The 26,886-nt window shown below is 72.2% G+C and carries 21 protein-coding genes; 16 read left to right on the top strand and 5 right to left on the bottom strand.

Going from position 1 to position 26,886, the window contains the following annotated elements; all coding sequences use genetic code 11:
* The first annotated feature begins 610 nt into the window (after positions 1-610).
* Positions 611-1,519, top strand: coding sequence for a tetratricopeptide repeat protein (locus HW837_RS42950; protein ID WP_196790159.1), 909 nt, complete (start codon positions 611-613; stop codon positions 1,517-1,519).
* Between the two features lie 104 nt (positions 1,520-1,623).
* On the opposite strand, the gene HW837_RS42945 is transcribed toward HW837_RS42950, so the two are convergent.
* On the bottom strand, positions 1,624-2,916 hold the full coding sequence (locus tag HW837_RS42945) for a DUF1015 family protein (RefSeq protein WP_093791858.1): 1,293 nt from the start codon (positions 2,914-2,916) through the stop codon (positions 1,624-1,626).
* A 127-nt stretch (positions 2,917-3,043) separates the two neighbouring features.
* On the opposite strand from HW837_RS42945, the gene HW837_RS42940 reads away from it, so the two are divergent.
* From HW837_RS42940 to HW837_RS42925, 4 genes are all read left to right on the top strand, one after another.
* The gene (locus tag HW837_RS42940; RefSeq protein WP_193382219.1) at positions 3,044-4,072 is read left to right on the top strand and encodes an HAD hydrolase-like protein; all 1,029 of its coding nucleotides are present in this window, start codon (positions 3,044-3,046) and stop codon (positions 4,070-4,072) included.
* 89 nt (positions 4,073-4,161) lie between these two features.
* A complete protein-coding gene (locus HW837_RS42935) occupies positions 4,162-5,205 on the top strand; it encodes a FecCD family ABC transporter permease (protein WP_045556935.1) in 1,044 nt (347 codons plus the stop codon).
* The gene (locus HW837_RS42930) at positions 5,202-6,284 is read left to right on the top strand and encodes a FecCD family ABC transporter permease (protein WP_045556936.1); all 1,083 of its coding nucleotides are present in this window, start codon (positions 5,202-5,204) and stop codon (positions 6,282-6,284) included. Before HW837_RS42935 ends, HW837_RS42930 begins: the two co-directional genes overlap by 4 nt.
* Positions 6,281-7,234, top strand: coding sequence for an ABC transporter ATP-binding protein (locus tag HW837_RS42925; RefSeq protein ID WP_193382220.1), 954 nt, complete (start codon positions 6,281-6,283; stop codon positions 7,232-7,234). Before HW837_RS42930 ends, HW837_RS42925 begins: the two co-directional genes overlap by 4 nt.
* On the opposite strand, the gene HW837_RS42920 is transcribed toward HW837_RS42925, so the two are convergent.
* On the bottom strand, positions 7,218-7,565 hold the full coding sequence (locus HW837_RS42920; protein ID WP_045556938.1) for an SCP2 sterol-binding domain-containing protein: 348 nt from the start codon (positions 7,563-7,565) through the stop codon (positions 7,218-7,220). The genes HW837_RS42925 and HW837_RS42920 overlap by 17 nt on opposite strands.
* Before the next feature lie 42 nt (positions 7,566-7,607).
* Here HW837_RS42920 and HW837_RS42915 point away from each other — a divergent pair, with 42 nt between their 5' ends.
* The 5 genes from HW837_RS42915 to HW837_RS42895 all read left to right on the top strand — a co-directional run bounded on the left by HW837_RS42915 (position 7,608) and on the right by HW837_RS42895 (position 12,848).
* Positions 7,608-7,967, top strand: coding sequence for a hypothetical protein (locus tag HW837_RS42915; protein WP_193382221.1), 360 nt, complete (start codon positions 7,608-7,610; stop codon positions 7,965-7,967).
* A 7-nt stretch (positions 7,968-7,974) separates the two neighbouring features.
* Positions 7,975-8,790, top strand: a complete 816-nt coding sequence (locus HW837_RS42910; protein ID WP_045556939.1) for a TlyA family RNA methyltransferase — start codon at positions 7,975-7,977, stop codon at positions 8,788-8,790.
* Positions 8,787-9,692, top strand: coding sequence for an NAD kinase (locus HW837_RS42905; protein WP_045556940.1), 906 nt, complete (start codon positions 8,787-8,789; stop codon positions 9,690-9,692). Before HW837_RS42910 ends, HW837_RS42905 begins: the two co-directional genes overlap by 4 nt.
* A gap of 99 nt (positions 9,693-9,791) precedes the next feature.
* Positions 9,792-11,510: a DNA repair protein RecN gene (recN, locus tag HW837_RS42900; RefSeq protein WP_045556941.1), complete on the top strand. Its 1,719-nt coding sequence runs from the start codon at positions 9,792-9,794 to the stop codon at positions 11,508-11,510.
* A 201-nt stretch (positions 11,511-11,711) separates the two neighbouring features.
* Positions 11,712-12,848, top strand: coding sequence for a glycosyltransferase family 4 protein (locus HW837_RS42895; RefSeq protein WP_193382222.1), 1,137 nt, complete (start codon positions 11,712-11,714; stop codon positions 12,846-12,848).
* A gap of 26 nt (positions 12,849-12,874) precedes the next feature.
* Here HW837_RS42895 and HW837_RS42890 read toward each other — a convergent pair whose 3' ends face one another.
* From HW837_RS42890 to HW837_RS42880, 3 genes are all read right to left on the bottom strand, one after another.
* A complete protein-coding gene (locus HW837_RS42890) occupies positions 12,875-14,524 on the bottom strand; it encodes a PucR family transcriptional regulator (RefSeq protein WP_193382479.1) in 1,650 nt (549 codons plus the stop codon).
* Positions 14,525-14,545: 21 nt separating this feature from the next.
* Positions 14,546-15,928 carry an FAD-binding oxidoreductase gene (locus HW837_RS42885; protein ID WP_193381923.1) on the bottom strand — a complete coding sequence of 461 codons (1,383 nt, stop codon included), beginning with the start codon at positions 15,926-15,928 and terminating at the stop codon, positions 14,546-14,548.
* Positions 15,929-16,117: 189 nt separating this feature from the next.
* Positions 16,118-17,920: a glycoside hydrolase family 15 protein gene (locus tag HW837_RS42880; RefSeq protein WP_045556945.1), complete on the bottom strand. Its 1,803-nt coding sequence runs from the start codon at positions 17,918-17,920 to the stop codon at positions 16,118-16,120.
* 566 nt (positions 17,921-18,486) lie between these two features.
* Here HW837_RS42880 and HW837_RS42875 point away from each other — a divergent pair.
* From HW837_RS42875 to HW837_RS42850, 6 genes are all read left to right on the top strand, one after another.
* Positions 18,487-20,145, top strand: a complete 1,659-nt coding sequence (locus HW837_RS42875; protein ID WP_045556946.1) for a CTP synthase — start codon at positions 18,487-18,489, stop codon at positions 20,143-20,145.
* 96 nt (positions 20,146-20,241) lie between these two features.
* On the top strand, positions 20,242-20,868 hold the full coding sequence (locus tag HW837_RS42870) for an NUDIX domain-containing protein (RefSeq protein WP_045556947.1): 627 nt from the start codon (positions 20,242-20,244) through the stop codon (positions 20,866-20,868).
* Positions 20,869-21,144: 276 nt separating this feature from the next.
* Entirely contained in the window at positions 21,145-23,235 is a 2,091-nt protein-coding gene (locus HW837_RS42865) for a tetratricopeptide repeat protein (protein ID WP_045556948.1), read from the top strand.
* 165 nt (positions 23,236-23,400) lie between these two features.
* Positions 23,401-24,525: an alanine dehydrogenase gene (gene ald / locus HW837_RS42860; RefSeq protein WP_045556949.1), complete on the top strand. Its 1,125-nt coding sequence runs from the start codon at positions 23,401-23,403 to the stop codon at positions 24,523-24,525.
* A 448-nt stretch (positions 24,526-24,973) separates the two neighbouring features.
* Positions 24,974-26,101, top strand: a complete 1,128-nt coding sequence (locus HW837_RS42855) for a ParA family protein (protein WP_078853380.1) — start codon at positions 24,974-24,976, stop codon at positions 26,099-26,101.
* Positions 26,086-26,664 (top strand): hypothetical protein, encoded by a 579-nt coding sequence (locus HW837_RS42850; RefSeq protein WP_078853381.1) that lies wholly within the window; start codon positions 26,086-26,088, stop codon positions 26,662-26,664. Before HW837_RS42855 ends, HW837_RS42850 begins: the two co-directional genes overlap by 16 nt.
* The last annotated feature ends 222 nt before the right edge of the window (positions 26,665-26,886 follow it).

Below are 26,886 nucleotides of genomic sequence, written 5' to 3'. Positions count from 1 at the left end.
GCGTCGTGAGGGTGACCGTCCCGCGTTCCGTCGCGACGACGACCGTGGTGGCTTCCGCCGTGACGACAACCGTGGCGAGCAGCGCGGCGGCGGGTTCCGCGGTCGCGACGACCGTGGCCGTGACGAGCGACGCGGGGACGACCGGGGTGGGCGTCCGCCCTTCCGCCGTGACGACCGTCGCGACGACTTCCGGCGCGATGACCGCCGGGACGGGGACCGTCCGCCCTTCCGCCGCGATGACCGGCGCGACGACTTCCGTCGTGACGAGCGTCGTGACGACCGCCCCGCTCGTCCTGAGCGTCGTGAGGGTGACCGTCCCGCGTTCCGTCGCGACGACGACCGTGGTGGCTTCCGCCGTGACGACAACCGTGGCGAGCAGCGCGGCGGCGGGTTCCGTCGTGACGACAGCCGTGGTGGTGAGCGTGGCGGTGGTTTCCGCGGGCGTGACGATCGCGGCCGGGACGACCGGGGCCGTGGTCCCCGTCGGGACGACCGTGGGGGTCGGCCCGGTGGCTTCCGCGGCCGGGACGACCGGCGCGGCGGCGACGACCGTCGTGGCGGCGGGCGCTTCCGCGACGAGCGTGACCGGGACCGTGAGCCGATCAAGCGGCTGCCGATCCCGGAGGACGTCACCGGCGAGGAGATCGACAAGGACGTACGGCAGGAGCTGCAGAGCCTGCCGAAGACGCTCGCGGACGACGTCGCCAAGAACCTGGTGATGGTCGCGCGGCTCATCGACGAGGACCCCGAGGGCGCGTACGGCTACTCCCGGGTGGCGCTGCGGCTGGCGTCGCGTGTCGCGGCCGTGCGGGAGGCGGCCGGCTTCGCGGCGTACGCGAACCAGAAGTACAGCGAGGCCCTCGCGGAGTTCCGTGCGGCCCGGCGGATGACCGGCAACGTCGAGCTGTGGCCCGTCATGGCGGACTGCGAGCGTGGTCTCGGGCGGCCCGAGAAGGCGCTCGACATGGCCGGGGCGCCCGAGGTGCACAAGCTGGACAAGGCCGGGCAGGTCGAGATGCGGCTCGTCGCGGCCGGCGCCCGGCGTGACATGGACCAGCTCGACGCGGCCATCGTGACGCTGCAGAGCCCGGAGCTGGCCTCCAACTCCGTACAGCCGTGGACCGCGCGCCTGCGGTACGCCTACGCCGACGCGTTGCTCGCGGCAGGGCGTGAGGACGAGGCGCGCGAGTGGTTCGCCAAGGCCGTCGAGGCCGACAAGGACGGCAGCACGGACGCGTCGGACCGGCTCGCGGAGATGGACGGCGTCGAGTTCGTGGACGTTCTCGTCGAGGACGAGGACGAGGCCGAGGCCGAGGACGAGGCCGGAATCGAGCACAAGGGCGGCGTCGCGGATGACGTCGAGCGGAGCGGTGCCGAGGAAGCCGAGGATGCCGGGGCGCTGCAGGACGCGCCGGCCACGGCCGTCGAGGCCGTCGAGGACCTCGACCTCGACGTCGACGATGAAGACCTCGGCGTAGACGATGACGACGACGACCTCGGCGTCGACGACAAGGACTGACGTCCGGGAGAGACGGTGAAGGGCGGGATCCCGTACAGGGGATCCCGCCCTTTCGTATGTCTGGCCATCGGGGACCAGGGTCCCGGCCTGCGGAGGGCGGCGGTTCAGAACTCCAGTGCGCGCAGGACCAGCCCCGACGCCGGCTTGGGGCCGAACGACGTGGACTTGCGGGGCATGGTGACGCCCTGGCGGGCCAGGTCGCGTACGACCTCCTCGCGGACCGGGTGCATGAGGACGGCCGTACCACCGTCGCGCTCGGCCTTCTCGACCGTGGCGGCCGTGTCGTGGATGTAGGCGACATGCGCCGGGGAGTCCTCGGGGATGCGCCAGACGTGGTCGAGGAGCGTGGCGTGCAGGACCGTCGCGTCCAGCGTGCGCCAGGCCGACGGGCGGTCGGCGGGGATCGTGCGGGCGAGGAGGTCCGGGTCCGGGCGGTCGACGAGGTGGAAGGCGCCGTCGCCCGCGAGGACGAAGGCGTTGCCGGCGGCGGACGTGTCCGCCAGGGCGTCGAGGGCCTCCGGGAGCTCCCCGTCGAGTCGGCGTACGCGGAACAGGCCGTCCAGGGCGGTGAGGGCGTCGCTGAGCGGGAGTTGATGGAGGAGGCGGTGGATCGCGCGCACACGCAGGGGGTAGCGGGCGGTGTCCACCAGCAGGACCAGGCCGTAGTCCCAGGGGCTGGGGGACGGGTGTTCCGTGCGGAGCCGGAGGTAGGTCGCCCAGCGGTGGTGGCCGTCGGCTATCAGGGCCTGGTGGCGGGCGAGGTCCGACCGGATCTCGGTGAGGTCGGCGGGATCGGTGACCGCCCAGAGGCGATGGCTGAAGCCGTCCTCCGTGGTCGTGGCGAGGAGCGGGGCGCCTGCCGTGGTGCGCTCGACCACGGCTGTCGCCCCGGTCGTCGCGCCGTCCCCCCGGTAGGTGAGGAGCAGAGGCTCCATGTTGGTGCCGGTGGCGCGCATCAGGGCCGCGCGGTCGGCGATGACATGGGGGATGACGTCCTCGTGGGGCAGTACCACGCCCGCGGAGGGCTCGGAGAGGCGCAGGGCGCCTATGAGACCGCGTTGGAGGATGCTGCCGTCCGCCTGCTCGTAGACGTAGAGACCGGGCTCGGCGTCGGCGGCCAGGACGCCGTCGGCGAGCCAGCGGCGCAGTGTGTCGGCGGCCTGTTCGTCACGGGCGGCGGGCGTACCGGCCTGGGGGAGTATCAGGCGGACGATGTTGTGCGGATCGGCGGATTCGAGGTGGAGCAGACCGTCCGGCCGTACGACGACGTCGTACGGCGGTGATGTCACGGCGGCCAGGCTGCCGACCCGGTCGGGGTCGTAGCGAAGCCCCCGGAACGGGGTCAGTTCGAGGCCGCTGCGCGCCGGGTTCTCCTCCGCGGGACCTGCGTAGTTCATTGATGCATCGTATGGGTGTCGGTGGCGTGAGGGATGATCGGGGAAAGTGACCTGACCGATTGTTGACCGACGGGCGTCCGACCCGGCCGGTCGGGAGACCGTCGGAGCGAGCGAGGAGCGGAGCACGATGAGCCAGGCAGTCAGGACGCGGCCCGACGGCAGTGGGCAGGCCCTGAGCGAGGCGTACGACACGGCTCTGCTCGATCTGGACGGTGTGGTGTACGCGGGAGGGAGTGCGATCGCGTACGCCGTGGAGTCCCTGAGTACGGCGCGCGCCGGTGGGATGCACCTGGCGTACGTGACCAACAACGCGCTGCGGACGCCCGACACGGTGGCCGCGCATCTGACGGCCCTCGGGATACCGACCGAGGCCGGTGACGTCATCACCTCGGCGCAGGCCGTGGCTCGGCTGATCAGTGAGCAGTTGCCCGCCGGGGCGCGGGTGCTGGTCATCGGTGGTGAGGGCCTGCGGGTGGCGCTGCGGGAGCGGGGCCTTGAGCCGGTCGAGTCGGCGGACGACGATCCGGCGGCGGTGGTGCAGGGGTTCGGCGGCCTCGACCTGCCCTGGGGGCGGTTCGCGGAGGCCTGCTACGCCATCGCGCGCGGGGTGCCGTGGTTCGCGTCCAACACCGATCTGACGATCCCGAGCGCGCGCGGGATCGCACCGGGCAACGGGGCGGCGGTGCAGGTCGTCCGCATCGCGACCGGCGCCGAGCCGCAGGTGGCGGGCAAGCCCCTGCCGCCGATGCACCGCGAGACGATCCTGCGGACCGGTGCCGAGCGGCCGTTGGTGGTCGGGGACCGGCTGGACACGGACATCGAGGGGGCGTTCAACGGCGAGGTCGACTCGCTGCTGGTGCTGACCGGCGTGACCGACGGCGCGCAGTTGCTGGCCGCGCCCCCGCAGCACCGGCCCACGTATGTCGACGCCGATCTGCGGGGCATGCTGACCGGGCAGCCGGAGGTCGTCGAGGCGGGCGCGGGTTTCCGCTGCGGCGGCTGGACGGCCACGGCGGGGCCGGATCGGCTGGAACTCGACGGCGAGGGCGAGGCCCTGGACGGGCTGCGGGCGCTGTGCGCGGCGGCCTGGACGGCGGCCGGTGCGGGATCGTGCGAGCTGGACGGGGCGAAGGCGCTGGCCAGGCTGGGGTTGTGACGGGCTGAGTGGGCACCCGTCTCCGTGCGGCCGGGCGGTGTTCGCGGACGCGATCGAGCCGAAAAAGGAGGATAGGCTAACCTAACCGGGTGTTGGTCGACAGTCCTCCTGAACCGAGCGCGGACACCGCCCCCGCGCCCCCGAACCGCCGGGCGGCACGTGCCGCCGGGCTTCTCGTGGCCCTCGTGCTCCTCGGCCTTGTCGCCCTGGCGAGCATCGCGATCGGTGCGAAAGAACTCTCGTTCGAGCAGGTCTGGCACGGTCTGTTCGAGGACACGGGGACGTACGGCGACGCCGTGGTCGGGGAGCGGATCTCGCGCACGCTCCTCGGACTGCTCGCGGGAGCCGCGCTCGGGTTGGCCGGTGCCGTCCTTCAGGCCCTCACCCGGAACCCGCTGGCCGACCCGGGCCTGCTCGGCATCAACGCGGGCGCGTCCGCGGCCGTGGTCACCGCCATCACCTACTTCGGCGTCACCTCGCTCAGCGGCTATGTGTGGTTCGCGTTCGCGGGTGCCGCCGCGGTCGGGGCGCTGGTCTGGTTCCTCGGTGGCAGCCGGGGCGCGACGCCGGTACGGCTCGCGCTCGCGGGCACGGCGATCAGCGCGGCGCTGTACGGCTACCTCCAGGCCGTGATGATCATGGACGACGCGGCGCTCTCCAAGATGCGCTTCTGGACGGTCGGTTCGCTGGCCTCGGCGACCGACGGGACCATCACCCAGGTGCTGCCCTTCCTGGCCGTCGGCACGGTCGTCGCGCTGCTGCTCGCCCGCCCGCTGAACGCGATGGCCATGGGCGACGACACCGCCCGCGCGCTCGGCGCCGACCTCAACCGCACCCGCGCGCTCTCCATGGCCGCCGCCACAGTGCTGTGCGGGGCCGCGACCGCCGCCTGCGGGCCGATCGTCTTCGTCGGGCTGATGGTCCCGCACGTGGTGCGCTCCTTCACCGGGCCCGACCTGCGCTGGATCCTGCCGTACGCGACCGTCCTGTCGCCCGTGCTGCTGCTCGGCGCCGACGTGATCGGTCGCATGGTGGCGCGGCCCGCGGAGCTTCAGGTCGGCATCGTCACCGCGATCCTGGGCGGTCCGGTCTTCATCTTTCTCGTACGACGGCGGAGGACGGCCCAGCTGTGAAGACGCAGGCCACGAGGGAGACACACGACAGCGGCGAGCGCGCCGGGCGCGTCCGTGCGCTGCGCACGCCCGGCGGACTGTCCGTCCGGCTGGACGTACGGGCGTTCACCGTCGTCGTCCTGCTGCTGGTGGCGGCGCTCACCGCGAGCGTCGTACTGATCGGCACCGGCGACTTCCCGATCCCGGCCGGCGACGTCCTGCGGACGCTGCTCGGCGACGGGAACGCGGGCCAGGAGTTCATCGTCAACGAGCTGCGGCTGCCCAGAGTCCTGGTCGGGCTGCTCGTCGGGGCCTCGCTCGGGCTCGGCGGGGCGCTGTTCCAGTCCATCTCCCGCAATCCGCTGGGCAGTCCGGACGTGCTCGGCCTCTCGCAGGGCGCCACCGCCGGCGCGCTGGTCGTCATCGTGCTGTTCTCGGGCAGCGCCGACCAGGTGGCCCTCGGGGCGCTCGTCGGCGGTCTGGTCACGGGTTTCGCGATCTACGTGCTGGCGTGGAAGCGGGGCGTGCACGGCTACCGGCTCGTACTGGTCGGCATCGGTGTCTCCGCGATCGTCACGGCGGTCAACGGCTATCTGATCACCAAGGCCGACCTCGTCGACGCGGCCCGCGCGGTCGTGTGGATGACCGGCTCCCTCAACGGCCGTGACTGGGAGCAGGTCCGGCCGCTGCTGATCATGTGCGCACTCCTTGTCCCGCTGGTGCTCGGCAACGCGCGCGGGCTGCGGATGACGGAGATGGGCGACGACGTGTCGTACGCCCTCGGAGTGCGCGTCGAGCGCGTACGGCTGCTGCTGATGGTGTCGGCCGTGCTGCTCACCGCGGGGGCCACCGCCGCCGCAGGGCCGGTCAGTTTCGTCGCCCTCACCGCGCCCCAGCTCGCCAAGCGGCTGACCCGCTCCCCGGGCCCGAACCTGGTGCCCGCGATGTGCATGGGGGCGACCCTGCTGATCGTCGCCGACTGGGCCTCGCAGCGGGCCTTCGGGGCCGACCAGCTGCCGGTCGGCGTGGTCACCGGCGTACTCGGCGGCGTCTACCTGCTGTGGCTGCTGGTCACCGAGCGCAAGGCCGGGCGGATATGAACGACAACGACAGCGCGTCGGCCTACGGGAACGACAACGCGTCGGCGCACGCGAAAGACCAAGGGAGCACCGTGAACCGCCTGTCCGCCGAGAACGTCACCCTCGCCTACGACCAGCGGGTCATCGCCGAGCAGCTGTCGGTGGAGATTCCCGACAACTCCTTCACCGTGATCGTCGGCCCCAACGCCTGCGGCAAGTCCACACTGCTGCGTGCCCTCTCCCGGATGCTGAAGCCGTCCCAGGGGCGCGTGCTGCTCGACGGGCAGGTCATCCAGTCGATGCCCGCGAAGAAGGTCGCCCGGACGCTCGGGCTGCTGCCGCAGTCGTCGATCGCGCCGGACGGGATCACCGTCGGCGACCTCGTGGGCCGCGGCCGGTACCCGCACCAGGGGCTGCTGCGGCAGTGGTCGGCCGAGGACGAGCGGATCGTGCGGGAGTCCATGGAGTCGACCGGGGTGGCCGAGCTGGCCGACCGGTACGTCGACGAGCTGTCCGGGGGCCAGCGCCAGCGGGTCTGGATCGCGATGGCGCTCGCCCAGCAGACCCCGCTGCTGCTGCTCGACGAGCCGACCACCTTCCTCGACATCCAGCACCAGATCGACGTGCTCGACCTGTGCGCCGAACTCCACGAGCAGCAGGGCCGCACGCTGGTCGCCGTGCTGCACGACCTCAACCACGCCGCCCGCTACGCCACCCATCTCATCGCCCTGCGCGGCGGCTCGGTGATCGCCCAGGGCGCCCCGTCCGAGATCGTCACGGCCGAGCTGGTCGAGGAGGTGTTCGGGCTGCGCTGCCAGGTCATCGACGACCCGGAGACGGGCACGCCGCTGGTGGTGCCGGCGGCGCGCCGGGCCAGGACCGGGACGGCGAGGCCCGAGAAGGCCGGGGAGACCGAGAAAGCCGCGGAGACCGAGAAGGCCACGAAGGTGGGAGCTACAGAAGCTTCCTGAGCTGGAGCAGGTCACGGAAGCCCGCCTCCAGCTTCACCCGGCCCGAGCCCCAGGCCTTGGCGAAGTTCAGGTCGCCGTCGACGAGGGCCACCAGGTCGTCGCCCGTCATCGCGAGCCGGATCTGGGCCTTCTCGGCGGGTGGCCCCTGGAGGGTGTCGCGCACCTCGATCCGGCCGTCCCGCATCCGGCCCACGAAGGTGATGTCGAGGTCCGTGATGTGGCAGCTCACCGAACGGTCGAGGGTCGTCGCCTCGCGCACCTGTCCGTCGGCGCCTGCCATGGTGTCCGAGAGCTTTTCGAGCGCGGCGCGGCACTCATCGATCGTTGCCATCGCGATCGACGGTACCCCAGAGCTTCGCGGTAGCGTCTGGGCATGAGCGACTCTTTGCCCGAGGTCGTGACGGAGACGGACGCGGCGGTTCCGGAGCCGGCGGCCGAGGCCGCACTCGAACCCGAGTACGACCCCGCCGCCCCGGCCCCGCTGGACGTGCCCCGCACCGCCACCGGCCACCCCGAGGTCGACCTCGCCCTCGACCGGCTGGCCGACGCCGACCCCCTCGCCACCGACGGCCATGTGGAGGTGTACGAGGATGTACACCGGGGGCTGCGCGACGCGCTCACCGCGCTGGACGCCCGCCCGGGACCTCCGGCTCCCACCCGTCACCCGACCGCCGCCCCTCAACGAGACCCTTCGGGTCGCACCCATCGATCGCCGTACGAAAGCAGGAGCTGAACCCACCGTGGCAGGAGTCGCACGCCGCCGTCTGGACGCCGAACTGGTCCGGCGGAAGCTCGCGCGCTCGCGTGAGCACGCGAGCCAGCTGATCGCCGCCGGCCGGGTCACCGTCGGCAAGACCGTCGCGACCAAGTCCGCCACACAGGTGGAGACCGCGGCCGCGATCGTGGTCGTGAGTGACGACGGCGACCCCGAGTACGTGTCCCGGGGCGGCCACAAGCTCGCCGGAGCCCTGGAGGTCTTCGTCCCGCTGGGGCTGGTGGTCGAGGGCCGCCGCGCGCTGGACGCCGGAGCCTCCACCGGCGGGTTCACCGACGTACTGCTGCGGGCCGGAGCCGCGCAGGTCGTCGCCGTGGACGTCGGATACGGACAACTCGCCTGGACTCTCCAGAGCGATGAACGCGTCACCGTCAAGGACCGTACGAACGTACGCGAGTTGACGCTCGAAGCGATCGATGGGGAGCCTGTGGATCTTGTCGTGGGGGATCTGTCCTTCATCCCGCTCGGCCTGGTACTGCCCGCCCTGGTGCGGTGCGTGAAGCCGGACGCCGATCTGGTGATGATGGTCAAGCCGCAGTTCGAGGTGGGTAAGGAGCGGCTGGGCAGTGGGGGAGTCGTGAGGAGTCCGGAGCTGCGCGCCGAGGCGGTGCGCGGGGTGGCCCGGCGGGCCGGGGAGCTGGGGCTCGGGGTGAAGGGTGTGACGGCCAGTCCGCTGCCCGGTCCCTCGGGGAATGTCGAATACTTTCTGTGGCTGCGTGCCGGGGCTCCCGCGCTGGACCCGGCCGACGTCGACCGAGCAGTGGCGGAGGGGCCGCGGTGACTCAGGACCGATCTCGAACTGTCTTCCTGCTCACCCACACCGGGCGGCCGGCGGCGATCCGCAGTGCCGAACTCGTCGTCAAGGGGCTGGTGCACCACGGCATCGTCGTGCGCGTCCTGGAGTACGAGGCCGAGGACATCCCGCTGCCGGAGGAGGTGGAACTCGTCAAGGAGGCCACCCCGCAGTGCCTCGACGGGTGCGAGCTGCTGATCGTCCTCGGCGGTGACGGCACGCTGCTGCGCGGCGCAGAGTTCGCCCGCGCGTCCGGGGTGCCGATGCTCGGCGTCAACCTCGGCAGCGTCGGCTTCCTCGCGGAGGCCGAGCGGGACGACCTCGACAAGGTCGTCGACCGGGTGGTGACCAGGTCCTACGAGGTCGAGGAGCGGATGACCGTCGACGTCGTCGTTCATCAGAACGGGAACATCGTCCACACGGACTGGGCGTTGAACGAGGCGGCCGTGCAGAAGGCCGGCGCCGAGAAGCTGTTGGAAGTCGTCCTGGAGATCGACGGGCGGCCGGTGACCGGGTTCGGGTGCGACGGGATCGTACTGTCGACGCCGACCGGGTCGACGGCGTACGCGTTCTCGGCGGGCGGGCCGGTGGTGTGGCCGGAGGTCGAGGCGCTGCTGATGGTGCCGATCTCCGCGCACGCGCTGTTCGCCAAGCCGCTGGTGACGTCGCCGAATTCGGTGCTCGCGGTGGAGGTGCTGCCGCACATTCCGCCGGGGGTGCTGTGGTGCGACGGGCGGCGGACCGTCGAGCTGCCGCCGGGGGCGCGGGTGGAGGTGCGGCGGGGGGCGGTGCCGGTGCGACTGGCTCGGCTGCACCACGCTTCGTTCACCGACCGGCTGGTGGCCAAGTTCGCGTTGCCCGTTTCCGGGTGGCGGGGGGCTCGGCACTAGCGGCTTGGGCGCGCTGTAGCTCTCCGGGGTGACATTGGGGACGGGGGGCGTCGCGGTCCGCCTCCTCGACCTCGTAAGGTCGTGTCCGTGTTGGAGGAGATGCGGATACGGTCGCTCGGAGTCATCGACGACGCTGTCGTCGAGTTGTCGCCTGGCTTCACCGCCGTGACGGGTGAGACGGGTGCCGGCAAGACCATGGTCGTCACCAGCCTCGGCCTGCTGCTCGGCGGGCGGGCTGACCCGGCGCTCGTGCGGATCGGTGCGAAGAACGCCGTCGTGGAGGGCCGGATCGCCGTGCCCGAGGGCGCGTCGGCGGTGGTCCGGGCCGAGGAGGCCGGGGCCGAACTCGACGACGGGGCGCTGCTGATCAGCCGCACCGTTTCCGCCGAGGGACGGTCCCGGGCCCACCTCGGCGGGCGTTCGGTCCCGGTGGGGATGCTGGCCGAGCTGGCCGACGAACTCGTCGCCGTGCACGGGCAGACCGACCAGCAGGGGCTGCTGAAGCTGTCCCGGCAGCGGGCGGCGCTCGACCGGTACGCGGGCGACGCGGTGGCCGTACCGCTGACCAAGTACGGCGAGGCGTACCGGCGGCTGCGGGCCGTGGCCGGTGAACTGGACGAGATCGTCACCCGTGCGCGGGAACGGGCCCAGGAAGCCGACATGCTGCGGTACGGCCTGGACGAGATCGCCGGAGTCGAGCCGCGGGCCGGTGAGGACGTGGAGCTGGCCGAGGAGGCCGAGCGGCTCGGGCACGCGGAGGCGCTGGCCTCCGCGGCGAGCGCCGCGCACGCGGCGCTCGCGGGCAATCCGGAGGACCCGGAGGGCGTGGACGCCTCGACGCTCGTCGCGGGCGCGCACCGCGCGCTGGAGGCCGTGCGGTCGCACGACCCGGCGCTCGCCGTGCTCGCCGAGCGGATCGGTGAGGTCGGGATCCTGCTGGGCGACGTGGCCGGGGAGCTGGCGGGATACGCCGACGACCTGGACGCCGACCCGCTGCGGCTGGCGGCCGTGGAGGAGCGGCGGGCCGCGCTGACGGCCTTGACGCGGAAGTACGGCCAGGACATCGCCGCGGTGCTGTCGTGGGCCGAGGAGGGCGCCCAGCGGCTCACCGAGCTCGACGGCGACGACGAACGCATCGACGAGCTGACCGCCGAGCGGGACGCGCTGCGGGCCGAGCTGGGCGGCCTGGCGCAGGCCCTGACGGACGCCCGCGCGGAGGCCGCCGAGCGGTTCGCCGCCGCCGTCACCGCCGAGCTGGCCTCCCTCGCCATGCCGCACGCGCGCGTGTCGTTCGAGATCCGGCAGAACGACGACCCGGACGGTGTCGAGGTGGGCGGACGTACGGTCGCGTACGGGCCCTCCGGCGCGGACGAGGTCGAGCTGCTGCTCGCGCCGCACCCGGGAGCGCCGCCGAGGCCCATCGCCAAGGGCGCGTCCGGGGGTGAGCTGTCGCGGGTGATGCTGGCCGTCGAGGTGGTGTTCGCGGGGACGGACCCGGTGCCGACGTATCTCTTCGACGAGGTCGACGCCGGTGTCGGCGGGAAGGCCGCGGTCGAGATCGGTCGGCGGCTCGCCCGTCTCGCCAGATCGGCACAGGTCGTGGTGGTCACGCATCTGCCCCAGGTGGCGGCGTTCGCCGACCGGCAGCTGCTGGTGGAGAAGACCAACGACGGCACGGTGACCCGGTCCGGTGTGAAGGTCCTGGAGGGCGAGGACCGGGTGCGTGAGCTGTCGCGCATGCTCGCCGGTCAGGAGGACTCGGAGACGGCACGGGCGCACGCGGAGGAACTGCTGGCTGCGGCCCGCGCGGACGCGTAGGGGCCGTTTCGCGCCGACACGCGGCGGGACGTGAGTCGCGTGGAGGGGCAACCTCGTGCGGGAGTTCACTCGTGTGGGTGAGCCTGGGTCCGGGGTTGCCCGCCCTTCCGGCCGCTGCCCCGTTCGGCTGTCCCGGAACACCCTTGCGGCCTGGCATCCTTGGTCAGGTATGTCCGACCCCGAACCAGGAGCCACGGCCACGTGAGCCACGTGAGCAGCCACTCACCACACGGCCAGTCGCCGCTGCGGACCGTGCAAGTGCTCGGCGGCGGCAGCGCGGTGAGTAGCGCGCATGTGCGATCGCTGGCCTCGGGGCTGGTCGCCAGGGGCGTGCGGGTCACCGTCTGCGCCCCCGGTGAGACGGACGGTCTGTACGACTTCACCGGTGTCGGCGCCCACCACGTCCATGTGCCCCGCAGCAGCGACCCGGCGTCGGTGGCCAGTCTGCGCAGTGCCTGCGCGGACGCCGACCTGGTGCACGCGCACGGCCTGCACGCCGGCTTCCGCGCCACCCTCGCGCTCGGCCGGCGCACCACCCCGCTCGTCGTCACCCTGCACTCGCGCTCGCACGCCGAGGGGGCGCGGGCGCATCTGCTGCGGCTGCTGGAGCGGCGGGTCGCCAAGGCGGCGGCCGTGGTCCTCGGCACCTCCTCCGACCTCGTCGACCGGGCCCGCAGCCGGGGTGCGCGCGACGCCCGGCTGGCCGCCGTCGCGCTGCCCGTGTCGCGCCGGGCCGTCCCCGGCGAGGACCCGGAGCGGCCCGCGTCCAAGGTCAGGGCCGAACTGGGCGCCACGGAACGCCCGTTGCTCATGGCCGTCGGCCCGCTCGACCGCCACTGGGGGCACGAGACCCTGCTCGACGCCGCCCGGCAGTGGCGCGACCTCGACCCTGCCCCGCTGCTGGTCGTGGCGGGTGAGGGGCCGTCGAGGGCGGTGCTGCAGCGGCGCATCGAGGACGAGGAGCTGCCCGTACGGCTCGTCGGGCGGCGCGACGACGTCTGCGAACTGATCGCGGCCGCCGACCTCGCGCTGCTGCCCGGCGGTCCCGAGGCCCGCTCGGTCCTCGCGCAGGAGGCGCTGCACGCGCGCGTGCCGCTCGTCGCCGCCGCCGTCGGATCGCTGCCCGACCTGGTCGGCGACGGCGCCGAACTCGTCCCGTACGGCGACGCCGGGGCGCTCGCCGGAGCCGTCCTGCGCCTCCTCGGGGACCCCGCCCACCGCGAGGTGCTGCGGGAGCGGGGTGCCCGGCAGGCGGCCACCTGGCCGACCGAGGACGAGACGGTGGCCCAGGTGCTCAGTGTCTACGACGAGTTGACGCAGCTCAGGCCCCTGACCTGACCTGACGGCCGGGCCGGCGTCCGGCCTCAGCCGACGTGTCGGCGTGCCCGCAGGGCCAGGCTCAGGGCCAGCACCGCCTGGGGGTCGTCCAGATCGGTGCCGAGCAGTTCGCCGATGCGGGCGAGACGGTTGTAGAGGGTCTGGCGGTTGAGGTGCAGTTCGCGGGCGGTCTCCGCCTTGCGGCCGGCGTGCGCGAGATAGGTCTCCAGAGTCGGCAGCAGCGGCGGCCTGGACCGCTCGTCGTGGTCGCGCAGAGGGCCGATCGCGCGGTCCACGAAGGCGGCCAGGTCGGGGTGGTCGCGCAGTCGCCACAGCAGCAGGTCGATGTCGAGGCGCCGGGCGTCGTACCAGGGTCGGTCGGCCAGTCCCTGCGCGGCCGTCGCCGTCTCCGCCGCGTGCCTGAGGCCCGCCGAGGCGGCTGCCCAGCCGCCGGGCACGCCGACGACCACCACGGGCGGCCGGCCGCCCGGCCGCTGCGTCCCGGCGCGCTCCGCGCCGGCCCGGAGCGCCGCCGAGACCCTGTCGGCCACCGCCGGCCGCTCCGACTCCGCGCGCAGGCCCAGCAGCAGCGGTACGCGGCCCTCCACGGGGCGTACGCCGAGCAGCACGGGTACGCCCACGGAGGCCAGCTCCTCGGCCACCGCGCGGGCCAGGACGGCCCAGCCCCCGCCGGGGGAGAGGCCGTCGGCGAGCCGCATCACGACCGGCAGCAGCGGGCCGGCGCCCGGCTTGAAGCCGAGGACGCGGGCCTGCGCGGGCGCGTCCTCGGCCCGGACCCGGCCCTCGGCGAGGTCGGTGAGGAAGTCGCCGCGTCCCCGTGCGGCCAGCTCCTCCTCCTGCCGGGCCTGCATCAGGACGACGGCGAGGATGCCGGCCGCGCGCTCGGCCGCCATCCGGTGGACGGGCGCCGAGGGGGCCACGACGGGCAGGAGGACCAGACGGGCCCGTACCGAGCCGGTGCCGGGACCGCCGCCGGGTACGTCGACGAGGGTCGTCCCGGCGGGCGGCTCGTCCTGGTGCCGGTCGCGCAGCCCCTCCCACACCTGGAGCGGATCGGTGTCCGCCGGACCGGTCCCGGCGGCGTACAGCAGCTGTCCGTCGGGGGTCTCCAGGAAGACCGGGTTGCCGCTGAAGTCGGCCAGGATGCCGAGGACCTGCGGCACTCCGCCGCCGCCGAGCAGGGCCTCGGTGCAGCGGCGGTGGACCTCCTCGGCCTGCTGCAGGAGCGCGTAGTGGCCGTTGACGATCTCGGTGTGGATCTCCTCGGTGACCGTCACGAAGGCCACCTCGCGGTGCAGTTGGACGAGCGGGAGCCCCGCCGAGCGCGCCGTCTCGACGAGGGCCGGGGGGAGCCGGGTGAACCGCGGGCCCAGTTCGACGACCAGGGCCGAGATACCGCGCTCGGCGAGGGTCCGGACGAACGCGCGCTGGTCGGCGGGGCGGGTGCCGAGCCCGTACCCGGTGGTCAGCAGCAGCTCGCCGCCCTTGAGGAGCGAGGCGATGTTGGGGACCTCGCCCGCGTGCACCCAGCGCACGGTGCGGTGCAGCCGGTCGGCGCCCGCGAGGACCTCCGGCAGCCCGCCGCGCAGTCCGGGCAGCTCCAGCGCCCGCCGCACGGTGATGCCGCCCTGTGCCTCGCGGCCCTCACCTGGTTCGCGGCCTTGACGGGTGTCCATGCAGCGGACGGTACCCGCTCGTCAGGCCGGCGGGATGTTGTGGTTGAAGCGGAAGACGTTGTCGGGGTCGTACGCGGTCTTCACCGCCGTCAGCCGCCGGTAGTTGTCGACGCCGAGACCGGCGACGACCCGGTCGGCGCCCTCGTCGCCGACGAAGTTGAGGTAGACGTCGCCGGTGCTCCACGGCCGTACGTCGGCGCGCACGTCCCGTACCCAGCGCTTGCACCGGTCGTCGTCCTCGGGGTCCTCCCAGACGCCGAAGGGGTGGACGACCCAGGGTGAGTCCCGGTAGGGGACCGGGTAGTGGGCGGGGCCCTCCGGTATCGCGCCGCCGAGCGGGAAGAGCACGTGCTGGGTGCCGGTCGGCACGGGCATCGACCAGGCGCGGGTGGCGAGCACGTCCACCAACTCGTCCGGCAGGCCGGTCAGATACTCCGCCGACCAGTAGTTCCGCATGCCCGGCGGGTCGTCGATCATGCACTGCACGTCCGCGTACGGCATCGCGCCGACGAGCTCGGCCTCGTGCGGCATCGCCAGGAGCGGCTGGGCGACCTTGCGCATGTCGTCCTCGGTGCCCGCGTACGTCAGCAGGACGGCGCAGGTGAGCCTGCCCACCTGGTGCTCGGGGACGAACTCCTCGGGCGGGGCGGTGAGATAGAGGACGCCGCCGCTCGCCTCGCGCGGTCCGGTCTCGACGACCTCGCGGTACACGCGGATCACCTCCGGGCCGTGTTCCGGGCGGTAGAGCAGCAGGGCGACGGCGAAGGCGGGCAGTTCGTGCAGCCGGAGGGTGAGCGCGGTGGCCACGCCGAAGTTCCCGCCGCCGCCGTGCAGGGCCCAGAACAGGTCCGGGTGCTCCTCGGTGTCCGCGTGGACGGCGTGTCCGTCGGCGGTCACCAGTTCGACGCCGAGCAGGTTGTCGACGGCGAGCCCGAAGGTGCGGTCCAGCCAGCCGCTGCCGCCGCCGAGGACGAAGCCGCCGACCCCAGTGGTCGACGCGCGGCCTCCGGTGGTGGCCAGGCGGTGGGGCTCGGTGGCGCGGTCGAGGTGGCTCATGGTGGCGCCGCCGCCTACCCGTGCGGTTCTGGACGCGGGGTCGACCGTGACCTCGTGCATACGGCGGAGGTCGATGACGAGCCCGTTGTCGTTCAGCGCCATTCCGGCCACGCTGTGGCCGCCGCCGCGCACCGCGATCTTCAGGTCGAGGTCGCGGGCGAAGCAGACCGAGCGGACGACATCGGTCTCGTCGGCGCACTGCGCGATCACGGCCGGGCGCCGGTCGATCATGGCGTTGAACACCGTGCGGGCGTCGTCGTACCCCGGGTCGTCCGGCGCGAACACGTCGCCCACCAGATCAGCGCGCAGTGCGGCGAGCGCCGCCCGCGCCTTCGAAAAGGGTGCCATGGTGAGCCGCCCCCTTTCGGTCAGGGGACAGGGCTCCTTCCAGGCTAGGCGGGCAAGGCGGATCGGGCCTGCTCGGCGGTGACGAGGTGCCGCCCGCGCCCACCCGTACCAGCGAGCGCAAGCGCTTGCCGTGTGCGCCTGTGCGCGCCCCGGTCCGCCGCCGTGCGCGCCGGACCGGAGGGCGCGCGGTCAGCCGCCGTACGCCCCCGAGGCGGTCAGCCGCAGGGCCGTGTCGATGAGGGGGACGTGGCTGAACGCCTGCGGGAAGTTGCCGACCTGGCGCTTGAGCACCGGGTCCCATTCCTCGGCGAGGAGGCCGAGGTCGTTGCGCAGGGAGAGCAGCTTCTCGAAGAGCTTGCGGGCCTCGTCGACCCGGCCGATCATCGCCAGGTCGTCCGCCATCCAGAACGAGCAGGCGAGGAACGCGCCCTCGTCGCCCGGCAGCCCGTCCACGCCCTCCTCCTCGCCGGAGGTCGGGTAGCGCAGGATGAAGCCGTCCGGGGTCGACAGCTCGCGCTGGATCGCCTCGATGGTGCCGATGACCCGCTTGTCGTCCGGCGGCAGGAAGCCCATCTGGGGGATGAGGAGCAGCGAGGCGTCCAGCTCCTTGGAGCCGTACGACTGGGTGAAGGTGTTGCGCTCCTTGTCGTAGCCCTTCTCGCACACGTCCCGGTGGATGTCGTCGCGCAGCTCGCGCCACTTCTCCAGCGGGCCGTCCGCGTCACCGGACTCGATGAGCTTGATCGTGCGGTCCACCGCGACCCAGGCCATGACCTTGGAGTGCACGAAGTGGCGGCGCGGACCGCGCACCTCCCAGATGCCCTCGTCCGGCTCGTCCCAGTGGTCCTCCAGGTAGCGGATCAGCTTCAGCTGGAGGAGGGAGGCGTAGTCGTTGCGGGCCAGGCCCGTCATGTGGGCCAGGTGCAGGGCCTCGGTGACCTCGCCGTACACGTCCAGCTGGAGCTGGTGGGCGGCGCCGTTGCCGACCCGGACCGGCGCGGAGTTCTCGTACCCGGGCAGCCACTCCAGCTCGGCCTCGCCCAGCTCCCGCTCACCGGCGATGCCGTACATGATCTGCAGGTTCTCCGGGTCGCCGGCCACGGCGCGCAGCAGCCACTCGCGCCAGGCGCGGGCCTCGTCGCGGTAGCCGGTGCGCAGCAGCGAGGAGAGGGTGATGGCCGCGTCGCGCAGCCAGGTGTAGCGGTAGTCCCAGTTGCGGACGCCGCCGACGTGCTCCGGCAGGGAGGTGGTCGGCGCGGCGACGATGCCGCCGGTCGGGGCGTACGTCAGGGCCTTCAGCGTGATCAGCGAGCGGACCACGGCCTCGCGGTACGGGCCGTGGTACGTGCACTGGTCCACCCAGTCACGCCAGAACTCCTCCGTGGCGACGAGCGAGGGCTCGGGCTCCGGCAGCGGCGGGGGCTGCTTGTGCGAGGGCTCCCAGGAGATCGTGAACGCGATCCGGTCGCCCGGCGTCACGGTGAAGTCGGCGTAGGTGGTCAGCGCCTTGCCGTAGGTCTCGCACTCGGTGTCGAACCACACCGAGTCCGGCCCGGCGACGGCCACCGTGCGTCCCTCGTGCTTGTGCACCCAGGGCACCACCCGGCCGTACGAGAACCGCATGCGCAGCGCCGAGCGCATCGGCACCCGGCCGCTGACGCCCTCCACGATCCGGATCAGCTGCGGGGCGCCGTCACGCGGCGGCATGAAGTCCGTCACACGGACCGTGCCGCGCGGGGTGTCCCACTCGGATTCCAGGATCAGCGAGTCGCCGCGGTACCGGCGGCGGGAGGCCGTGGGCGGCTCGGCGTCGGCCGCGTGCGCGGGACCCAGTCTCCAGAACCCGTGCTCCTCGGTGCCGAGCAGTCCGGCGAAGACGGCGTGGGAGTCGAAGCGGGGCAGGCACAGCCAATCGACCGTGCCGTCCCGGCAGACCAGCGCGGCGGTCTGCATGTCTCCGATGAGTGCGTAGTCTTCGATGCGCCCGGCCACGTGCAACTCCAGTCGAACGGCCACGTCGTCGCCCCCCGAGGGGCGGTCGCTGTGCGGTGTGCGGTCAGGGGACCCAAGGGATCGACAAAGGAACCATGTTTCCAGAGTGATCCAAGGGACGGTGTCATGCGATGTCGCTCAACGATCCTCAACGCAAATGAGGCGATCGTTGCTCAACGCACTGACGAGCTCTCATGATTACCGGAGACGGGCGGGGGTGGTGCCGTCGCGCCGGCCGCGCTCGGCAGCGAGTGTCCGAAGAGGATACGACGCACCGGAGGGCTCCGCGTGCCGCTCCAGGCAACACGGGTGAGCCGAACGGGTGAGCTAATGGTGAAGACCGACCGGGATGCCCCGACGATCGTACGAGGTCCGTGTCGGCCCGTGCGCGGAGCGTGGCCGGAAGCGATCGTGTCCCGTCGCTGATACCCTGGTAGCCCGTGGACCGGTGGGCGCCCCGACGCAAGAGGGACCCCCGAACCGCAGCGAAGGCACCCCCGACGGATGAGCTCGGGCGGCGGCCGACCCGCACACCGAACCGCGACCACGGGAGCCCCCTCTTGGCCATGCCGCCCGCTGCTTTTCGAAACTCGACGACCAAGCACATCTTCGTCACCGGGGGTGTCGCCTCCTCTCTCGGCAAGGGTCTGACCGCCTCCAGCCTCGGCATGCTGCTCAAGGCCCGCGGCCTGCGCGTCGTGATGCAGAAGCTCGACCCCTACTTGAATGTCGACCCCGGCACGATGAACCCCTTCCAGCACGGCGAGGTGTTCGTCACCAACGACGGAGCCGAGACCGACCTGGACATCGGACACTACGAGCGCTTCCTCGACCGTGACTTGGACGGCTCCGCCAATGTCACTACAGGCCAGGTCTACAACACGGTCATCGCCAAGGAGCGGCGCGGCGAGTACCTGGGCGACACCGTCCAGGTCATCCCGCACATCACCAACGAGATCAAGCACCGCATCCGCCGCATGGCCTCCGACGAGGTCGACGTCGTCATCACCGAGGTCGGCGGCACCGTCGGCGACATCGAGTCGCTGCCGTTCCTGGAGACCGTCCGCCAGGTCCGTCACGAGGTCGGCCGTGACAACGTCTTCGTCGTCCACATCTCGCTCCTGCCGTACATCGGTCCCTCGGGGGAGCTGAAGACGAAGCCGACGCAGCACTCGGTTGCGGCCCTGCGCAACATCGGTATTCAGCCAGATGCGATCGTTCTGCGCTGTGATCGTGAAGTTCCCGCCGCGATCAAGCGCAAGATCTCCCTGATGTGCGACGTCGACGAGGCCGCCGTGGTCGCGTGTCCCGACGCCCGCTCGATCTACGACATCCCGAAGACCGTGCACGGCGAGGGCCTGGACGCCTATGTCGTCCGCAAGCTGGACCTGCCGTTCCGCGACGTGGACTGGACGACCTGGGACGACCTGCTCGACCGCGTCCACAACCCGCTCCACGAGATCAACCTGGCGCTGGTCGGCAAGTACATCGACCTGCCCGACGCCTACCTCTCGGTCACCGAGGCACTGCGCGCGGGCGGCTTCGCCAACAAGGCCCGGGTGAAGATCAAGTGGGTCACCTCGGACGACTGCAAGACCCCGGCCGGCGCCGCGGCCCAGCTCGCCGACGTCGACGCCATCTGCATCCCCGGCGGCTTCGGCGACCGGGGCGTCTCCGGCAAGGTCGGCGCCATCCGCTACGCCCGCGAGAACCGGATCCCGCTGCTCGGCCTCTGCCTGGGGCTGCAGTGCATCGTGATCGAGGCCGCGCGCAACCTGGCCGACATCCCGGACGCCAACTCCACCGAGTTCGACTCCGGCACCGCGCACCCGGTCATCTCCACCATGGCCGAGCAGCTGGACATCGTCGCCGGTGAGGGCGACATGGGCGGCACGATGCGGCTGGGCATGTACCCGGCCAAGCTCGCCGAGGGGTCGATCGTGCGCGAGGTGTACGACGGCAAGGAGTACGTCGAGGAGCGCCACCGCCACCGCTACGAGGTGAACAACGCCTACCGCGCGGAACTGGAGAAGAAGGCCGGTCTGCAGTTCACCGGGACCTCGCCCGACGGCAAGCTCGTCGAGTACGTCGAGTACCCGCGCGAGGTCCACCCCTACCTGGTCGCGACCCAGGCGCACCCCGAGCTGCGCTCCCGTCCGACCCGCCCGCACCCGCTGTTCGCGGGGCTGGTGAAGGCCGCCGTGGAGCGGAAGACCGGCAAGTAAAGCCGAGCGGCGCGAGAGCTGTACGGTGACCGGGGTGCGCGTCTTTCGGGACGTGTGCCCCGGTTTCTTTTCGCATGTGTGGGAGGACGAGTCGACATGACGATCAAGGACACCGCCGAGGAGTGGGAGGTCCGGGCGAGCGAGACCCCGTTCGTCGGCAAGAAGACCTCCGTGCGCACGGACGACGTGGTGATGCCCGACGGGTCGGTCGTCCGCCGCGACTACCAGGTGCACCCCGGGTCCGTCGCCGTCCTCGCCGTCGACGACCAGGACCGCGTCCTCGTCATCCGGCAGTACCGGCACCCGGTCCGCGAGAAGCTGTGGGAGATCCCGGCCGGGCTGCTCGACGTGCCCGGCGAGAACCCGCTGCACGCGGCCCAGCGCGAGCTGTACGAGGAGGCGCACGTCAAGGCGGAGGAGTGGCGGGTCCTCACCGACGTCTACACCACGCCCGGCGGCTGCGACGAGGCCGTGCGGATCTTCCTGGCCCGGGACCTCTCCGAGGCCGAGGGCCGGCGGTTCGACGTGGAGGACGAGGAGGCCGACATGGAGTTGGCCCGGGTGCCGCTGGACGAGCTGGTGCGGGGGGTGCTCGCCGGGGAACTGCACAACAACTGCCTTGTGGTGGGGGTGCTTTCGCTGGTGGCCGCGCGCGCGAACGGCGGCGTCGAGGGGTTGCGCCCCGCTGAGGCGGCTTGGCCCGCGCGGCCGTTCGAGAGCTAGGGCCTGTCGTTCGGATCACGTCTGGGCCGCGGGTCGTGGGTGAGCTGCGGGTCCGTCGTGGCTTGTCGCGCAGTTCCCCGCGCCCCTGAAAGCATCTGGGGCGCGGCTCTTCTTCTCGTCACCCTCACCGCACCAGTCGTACGATCTGCTGATCCGATCGAGCGATCTCACCGCCCCGCTCCGCCCTGATCGTCGCAGAGCGTGAACTAGGCTCGGGAAACGCCCGAACCGGAGTCCCGGCGGGCTTGCGCGTGCGGTGGGACGGGAGTGTGGCCCGTGGCGGATCAGGCGGTGGATCTCGGGGATGCCCGGGTGTCCGGAACGGGGCGGCCCCCGGCTGTCGAGGCCGCCCTCACGGAGAGTCAGTTCCTGGGCCGTACGCGAGAGTTGAAGGAACTGCGGGCCGACATCGACCGTGCCGGGCTCAACACCCTGGCGGGCCGCAAGGCGCCCCACGCGCGCGTGCTGCTCATCGCCGGCCGGCCCGGCTTCGGCCGCACCGCGCTCGCCGAGGAACTCGTCCGGCAAGTTACCGACGGTTACCCCGATGGGCTGCTGCGGACCCGGCTCACCGAACCCGACGGCACCCGGATCCCGATCGAGCGCGCGGCGCGGGATCTGCTCGGGGGGCTCGGACTCCCGGCGCCGGCCGGTGCCGACGAGGACGACCTCAGCGAGGCGCTGCGCGCTGCGCTGGCCGACCGCCGGGTGGTGCTCCTGCTGGACGACGCGGCCGACGCCGAGCAGGTCGACGCGCTGCTGCCGGACACTCCGGACTCCCTGGTCGTCGCGGTCTCCGGCGGGCCGCTGACGGGTATCTCCGACGTCCGCCCCTGCACCCTGGGCGGGCTGGACACCAAGTCCGCCGTGGAGCTGCTGGAACGCTTCAGCGGCTCGGTGCGCATCACCGTGGACCCGCGCTCCGCCGAGGGGCTCGCCGAGGTGTGCGGGGCCCAGCCCGCCGCGCTGCGGCTCGCCGGGGGCTGGCTGGCCGCCCGGCCCTCCGTCGCCGTCGCCGACCTTGCCAAACAGCTGCGCGCCGACGGGGACGACAGCCCGCCGCTCACCAAGGTCTTCAAGCTGTCGTACGCCTCGCTGCCGACCACCGCCGCCCGGATACTGCCGTTGCTCGCCCTGGCCCCCGCCGGCCTCATCGACCCGCACATCGCCTCCGGCCTCGCCGGCTGCTCGGTCGGCACGGCCCGGGACGCACTGGACGACTTCGTGGCCCTGGGCTTCCTGCACGAGGTCGACTCGCCGCTGCCGCAGTACGAGGTCCCCGGTTGCCTCCAGCCGCTCCTGCGGTCCCTCGTGGAGAGCCAGGCGCGGCCGGGGGAACTGCAGCTGGCCCGGGCGCGCATGCTGGAGCGGACGGTGCGGCTGCTGCAGTCCTGCCGGGCCATCACCGAGACCGACAGCCCGCTGGCCCGCGAGAAGCTCCTCGCGATGCCCAAGGAACTGCGGTTCCCGACCCCCCGGGCCGCCGAGGAGTGGCTGCGCGTGCGCCGGCCCGCGCTGCTGGCCGCGGCCCGGCTCGCGGTCGCCGACGGCGAGCTGGACACCCTCGCCCGCCGCCTGATGTCGCAGCTGGTCAGAGCCCTGGTGGCGCACTTCGGCACGCAGGCCGCCGCCCCGGACCTGTACGACCTGCACGGGCTCGTCCTCGATGTCGCCGAGCGCCGCGAACTGCCCCGCGAGCAGGCGGCCGCCCTGCTGAACCTGGGCGACCTGGACGCCAGGACCGGCCGTACGACGGCGGCGCTGGCCCGCTACCGGGCCGCGCTCGACGCCGGACGGCGGGCGAACGACCCGTACGCCACCGGCCGCGCGATGGAATCCGTGGGCGCCGCCCATCAGGAGCTGGAGGACTACGAGCGGGCCGCCGACTGGTACGGCAGGGCGCTGGCCCAGCGGCTGGCCCGGGACGAGCGCGAGGACGCCACCCGGCTGTACGGCCGGATCGCCGCCGCGCACACCTACGCGGGCCGGTACGGCGAGGCGCTGCGCAACTGGAGCTCGGCGCTCACCGGCCACCGCCGGCTCGGCGATGTGGGCGGCCAGGCAAGGGTGTTGAGCGAGATGGCGCGGGTCCAGGAGTACGCCGGGCGGCCCGAGGAGGCGCTGCGGACCTGCCAGGAGGCCGCGGAGTGGGCGCGGCGCGCCGACGACGTCCGGCTGCAGGCCGCGATCCAGCTGCGGATCGCCGACACCCTGGAGCGGCTCGGCGACCCCGCGGCGGCCCGGCTGCACCGGGCGGCCGCCGAGCGGCTGCTCGGCGACGAGGCCCAGGACCCCGAAACCGGCGAGATCGAGCCGGAACAGGGTGCTAACGCCTACGAAATCCGTAGTGCATCCGCGAAAGATTGATGCATTGAAAGGCTAGACAGCGGGGACACCTTCATTAGACTGGCTGCGCCGCCGGTTCTCCTGCGGTGTCTCCCGGTGCGCTCAGATGCGTACGGGTATGTCCTGCATTGCGTGGGCATCTTCCGCCTGTGCGTGCGAGCCCCACACCCCTCCGAGCCAAGGACCGTGATCGACGTGAAGGTCGGCATCCCCCGCGAGGTCAAGAACAACGAGTTCCGGGTGGCGATCACCCCCGCCGGCGTGCACGAGCTCGTGCGCCACGGGCACCAGGTCGTCATCGAGCAGGGCGCCGGAGTCGGCTCGTCGATCCCGGACGTCGAGTACGTCGCCGCCGGCGCCGAGATCCTGGCCACGGCCGACGAGGTGTGGGCCGCGGCCGACCTGCTGCTCAAGGTCAAGGAGCCCATCGCCGAGGAGTACCACCGCCTCCGCAAGGACCAGACGCTCTTCACCTACCTGCACCTGGCCGCCTCCAAGGAGTGCACGGACGCCCTCGTCGAGTCGGGCACGACCGCGATCGCGTACGAGACCGTCGAGCTGCCGAACCGCGCGCTCCCCCTGCTCGCGCCGATGTCCGAGGTCGCGGGCCGGCTCGCCCCCCAGGTCGGCGCGTACCACCTGATGCGGGCCAACGGCGGGCGCGGCGTGCTGCCCGGCGGTGTGCCGGGGGTGCTGGCCGGGCGGGCCGTCGTCATCGGCGGTGGTGTGTCGGGCTGGAACGCCGCGCAGATCGCCATCGGCATGGGCTTCCACGTGACCCTGCTCGACAAGGACATCAACAAGCTCAAGGAGGCCGACAAGGTCTTCGGCACCAAGATCCAGACCGTCGTCTCCAACGCCTTCGAGCTGGAGAAGGCCTGCCTGGAGGCCGACCTCGTCATCGGCGCCGTCCTCATCCCGGGAGCCAAGGCCCCGAAGCTGGTCACCAACGAGCTGGTGTCGCGGATGAAGCCGGGAAGTGTCCTTGTCGACATCGCGATCGACCAGGGCGGCTGCTTCGAGGACTCCCGGCCCACCACCCACGCCGAGCCGACCTTCCCGGTCCACGAGTCGGTCTTCTACTGCGTCGCCAACATGCCCGGCGCGGTGCCCAACACCTCCACCTACGCGCTGACCAACGCCACGCTCCCGTACATCGTGGAACTCGCCGACCACGGCTGGGCCGAGGCCGCGCGCCGTGACCCGGCGCTGGCCAGGGGGCTCAACACCCATGACGGCAGGGTCGTTTACCGCGAGGTGGCCGAGGCGCACGGCCTGGAGCACGTCGAGCTGGCGTCACTGCTCGGCTGATCCGCCGACGCGGGGACCCCGTCCGCGGTGCGTCGACGGCCCGCTGACCGGCTGCTTCAAGTCACCTTTCGGTAAAAGGCGATACGTCAACACAGGTCGTCAACAGCGTCGTCCCGGCCGGATCTTGCCCCACAAGGTCCGGCCGGATGTGTGTATGGTCACTTTGCGACACTCGCGCAACTGGCCACGAACGTAACCGTTCGGTTGTTTCGCGCACCGGTGAAACCTGCCGTGCGACGGCCCTACGCCCTTGACAGCCGCATGTTTCATTGCCGACACATCGGGCCGGGTCCGGCGGATTGTGTTGCTGCGGACCGCCGACACGCCATAGAGTCGCCAACCGTCGGCATGGTGCCACGCTGACCTATCTAGAAGTTTCCTGGTCACCAAGGAGGTAAGACGACTTGTGAATGAGTCGACATTTACTCCCGGGGGTGGTCAACCAGGAATGCCTGCGCCGGTCTCGGGTCCCACGGGGTTCGCGGCTGTCGGCTCGGTCGCTGTCCGCACCTTCGCAGCCCACCAGAGTCCGCAGGCAACTCCGACAGCACTCCAGAGCATGGATGGCCAACACGTGAACGCCATGGCCGGCGACGGAAGTGGCGGGGTCCACAACCACTTCGCCGACTACGACGAGCTGCCCGACGGGCACTTCTACGACCCCGACGCCGAGTACGAGCCCGATCCGGAGTACGCGGCCACGCTCGCGCCCGACGCGGCCCGTCAGCGCCGCGAGCGCATCGGTCCCACCGGTCGCCCGCTGCCCTACTTCCCGATCCCGGGCCCGCTGACCGACCACGGTCCCGCGACGATCATCGCGATGTGCAACCAGAAGGGCGGCGTCGGCAAGACGACGTCGACCATCAACCTGGGTGCCGCGCTCGCGGAGTACGGCCGCCGGGTCCTGCTCGTCGACTTCGACCCGCAGGGCGCCCTCTCGGTCGGCCTCGGGGTGAACCCGATGGAGCTCGACCTCACGGTCTACAACCTGCTCATGGAGCGGGGCATGTCGGCCGACGAGGTCCTGCTGAAGACCGCGGTCCCCAACATGGACCTGCTGCCGAGCAACATCGACCTGTCGGCGGCCGAGGTCCAGTTGGTCTCCGAGGTCGCGCGCGAGTCCACGCTGCAGCGGGCGCTCAAGCCGCTGCTGGCCGACTACGACTACATCGTGATCGACTGTCAGCCCTCGCTCGGTCTCCTCACCGTGAACGCCCTCACGGCCGCCCACAAGGTGATAGTGCCGCTGGAGTGCGAGTTCTTCGCACTGCGCGGGGTGGCGCTGCTGACGGAAACCATCGAGAAGGTCCAGGAGCGGCTCAACCCCGACCTGGAGCTCGACGGCATCCTCGCCACGATGTACGACTCGCGCACCGTGCACAGCCGTGAGGTCCTCGCGCGCGTCGTCGAGGCGTTCGACGACCACGTCTACCACACGGTCATCGGGCGCACGGTCCGCTTCCCGGAGACCACGGTCGCCGGTGAGCCGATCACCACGTACGCCTCCAACTCCGTCGGCGCCGCCGCCTACCGCCAGCTCGCCAGGGAGGTGCTCGCCCGGTGTCACGCCGAGTGAGTCTGCCGGGGGCCGACGAACTCTTCCGTACGACAGGGGGAATGGCGCTGCAGCCGTCCACTCCCCGGCGGGGGGCCAACGGAGAGGTCCGTGTGCCCGCTCCCGCCGGGGACAGCGACGGGGCCGCCGGCGCGGAGGACGCCCCACCGTCCGTGCCCGTGCGGGGCGGTGACGGCGAGGGGTCCGAGCATGTGGCCGCGGACGCCGAGTCCGACGGTGAGCAGCCGCGCAGCCGCTCCGCCGCCGCCGGTGCCGAGCGGGCCGCCGCGGCCGGGCGCCTGCCGAAGCCGCAGGAAGGTTCAGCCGCCGCCGCGCCCCGCAAGAAGGGGCGGGCCTCCGGGCGCCGGCCCAGCGGGCGGGAGCGGCACGACGAGAAGATCACCGTGTACGTCTCCGCCGAGGAGCTCATGGACCTCGAACACGCGCGGCTGGTGCTGCGCGGGGAGCACGGGCTGGCCGTCGACCGGGGGCGGATCGTGCGCGAGGCCGTCGCCGTGGTGCTGGCGGATCTGGAGTCCCGTGGGGACGCGAGCATCCTCGTACGACGGCTGCGGGGGCGGTAGGATAGCTGAGCGCTTGCCAGAACGAGCGTGGTGTGACTCGATCGTGTGATAGTCCGCTTCCAGGCTTGCGGTGGCCTGGCCCGTTCGGGCTACGGTGATCAGGCGATCTGGGCCGCTGAGCGTGGTGCGGGCGTGCGGGGCCCCTCCTCCACCGGAGTGATGGTTCGGGGCCTCCCCGTTGCTCTTTCGGCCACGTGCCCACTGCCGGAGCGCACAGGGAAC

This window comes from Streptomyces caniscabiei (genome assembly GCF_014930365.1).
GTDB lineage: Bacteria > Actinomycetota > Actinomycetes > Streptomycetales > Streptomycetaceae > Streptomyces > Streptomyces caniscabiei.
This window is presented reverse-complemented; position numbering and strand designations above follow the sequence as displayed.

What these genes read in the sequence shown, in the direction of transcription:
- HW837_RS42890 (WP_193382479.1), bottom strand. Translation starts at nt 14,524, where the DNA reads ATGGACACCCGTCAAGGCCGCGAACCAGGTGAGGGCCGCGAGGCACAG.
- HW837_RS42885 (WP_193381923.1), bottom strand. Translation starts at nt 15,928, where the DNA reads ATGGCACCCTTTTCGAAGGCGCGGGCGGCGCTCGCCGCACTGCGCGCT.
- HW837_RS42915 (WP_193382221.1), top strand. Translation starts at nt 7,608, where the DNA reads ATGAGCGACTCTTTGCCCGAGGTCGTGACGGAGACGGACGCGGCGGTT.
- HW837_RS42855 (WP_078853380.1), top strand. Translation starts at nt 24,974, where the DNA reads ATGCCTGCGCCGGTCTCGGGTCCCACGGGGTTCGCGGCTGTCGGCTCG.
- HW837_RS42925 (WP_193382220.1), top strand. Translation starts at nt 6,281, where the DNA reads ATGAACGACAACGACAGCGCGTCGGCCTACGGGAACGACAACGCGTCG.
- recN (WP_045556941.1), top strand. Translation starts at nt 9,792, where the DNA reads ATGCGGATACGGTCGCTCGGAGTCATCGACGACGCTGTCGTCGAGTTG.
- HW837_RS42940 (WP_193382219.1), top strand. Translation starts at nt 3,044, where the DNA reads ATGAGCCAGGCAGTCAGGACGCGGCCCGACGGCAGTGGGCAGGCCCTG.
- HW837_RS42945 (WP_093791858.1), bottom strand. Translation starts at nt 2,916, where the DNA reads ATGAACTACGCAGGTCCCGCGGAGGAGAACCCGGCGCGCAGCGGCCTC.
- HW837_RS42920 (WP_045556938.1), bottom strand. Translation starts at nt 7,565, where the DNA reads ATGGCAACGATCGATGAGTGCCGCGCCGCGCTCGAAAAGCTCTCGGAC.
- HW837_RS42870 (WP_045556947.1), top strand. Translation starts at nt 20,242, where the DNA reads ATGACGATCAAGGACACCGCCGAGGAGTGGGAGGTCCGGGCGAGCGAG.
- HW837_RS42875 (WP_045556946.1), top strand. Translation starts at nt 18,487, where the DNA reads ATGCCGCCCGCTGCTTTTCGAAACTCGACGACCAAGCACATCTTCGTC.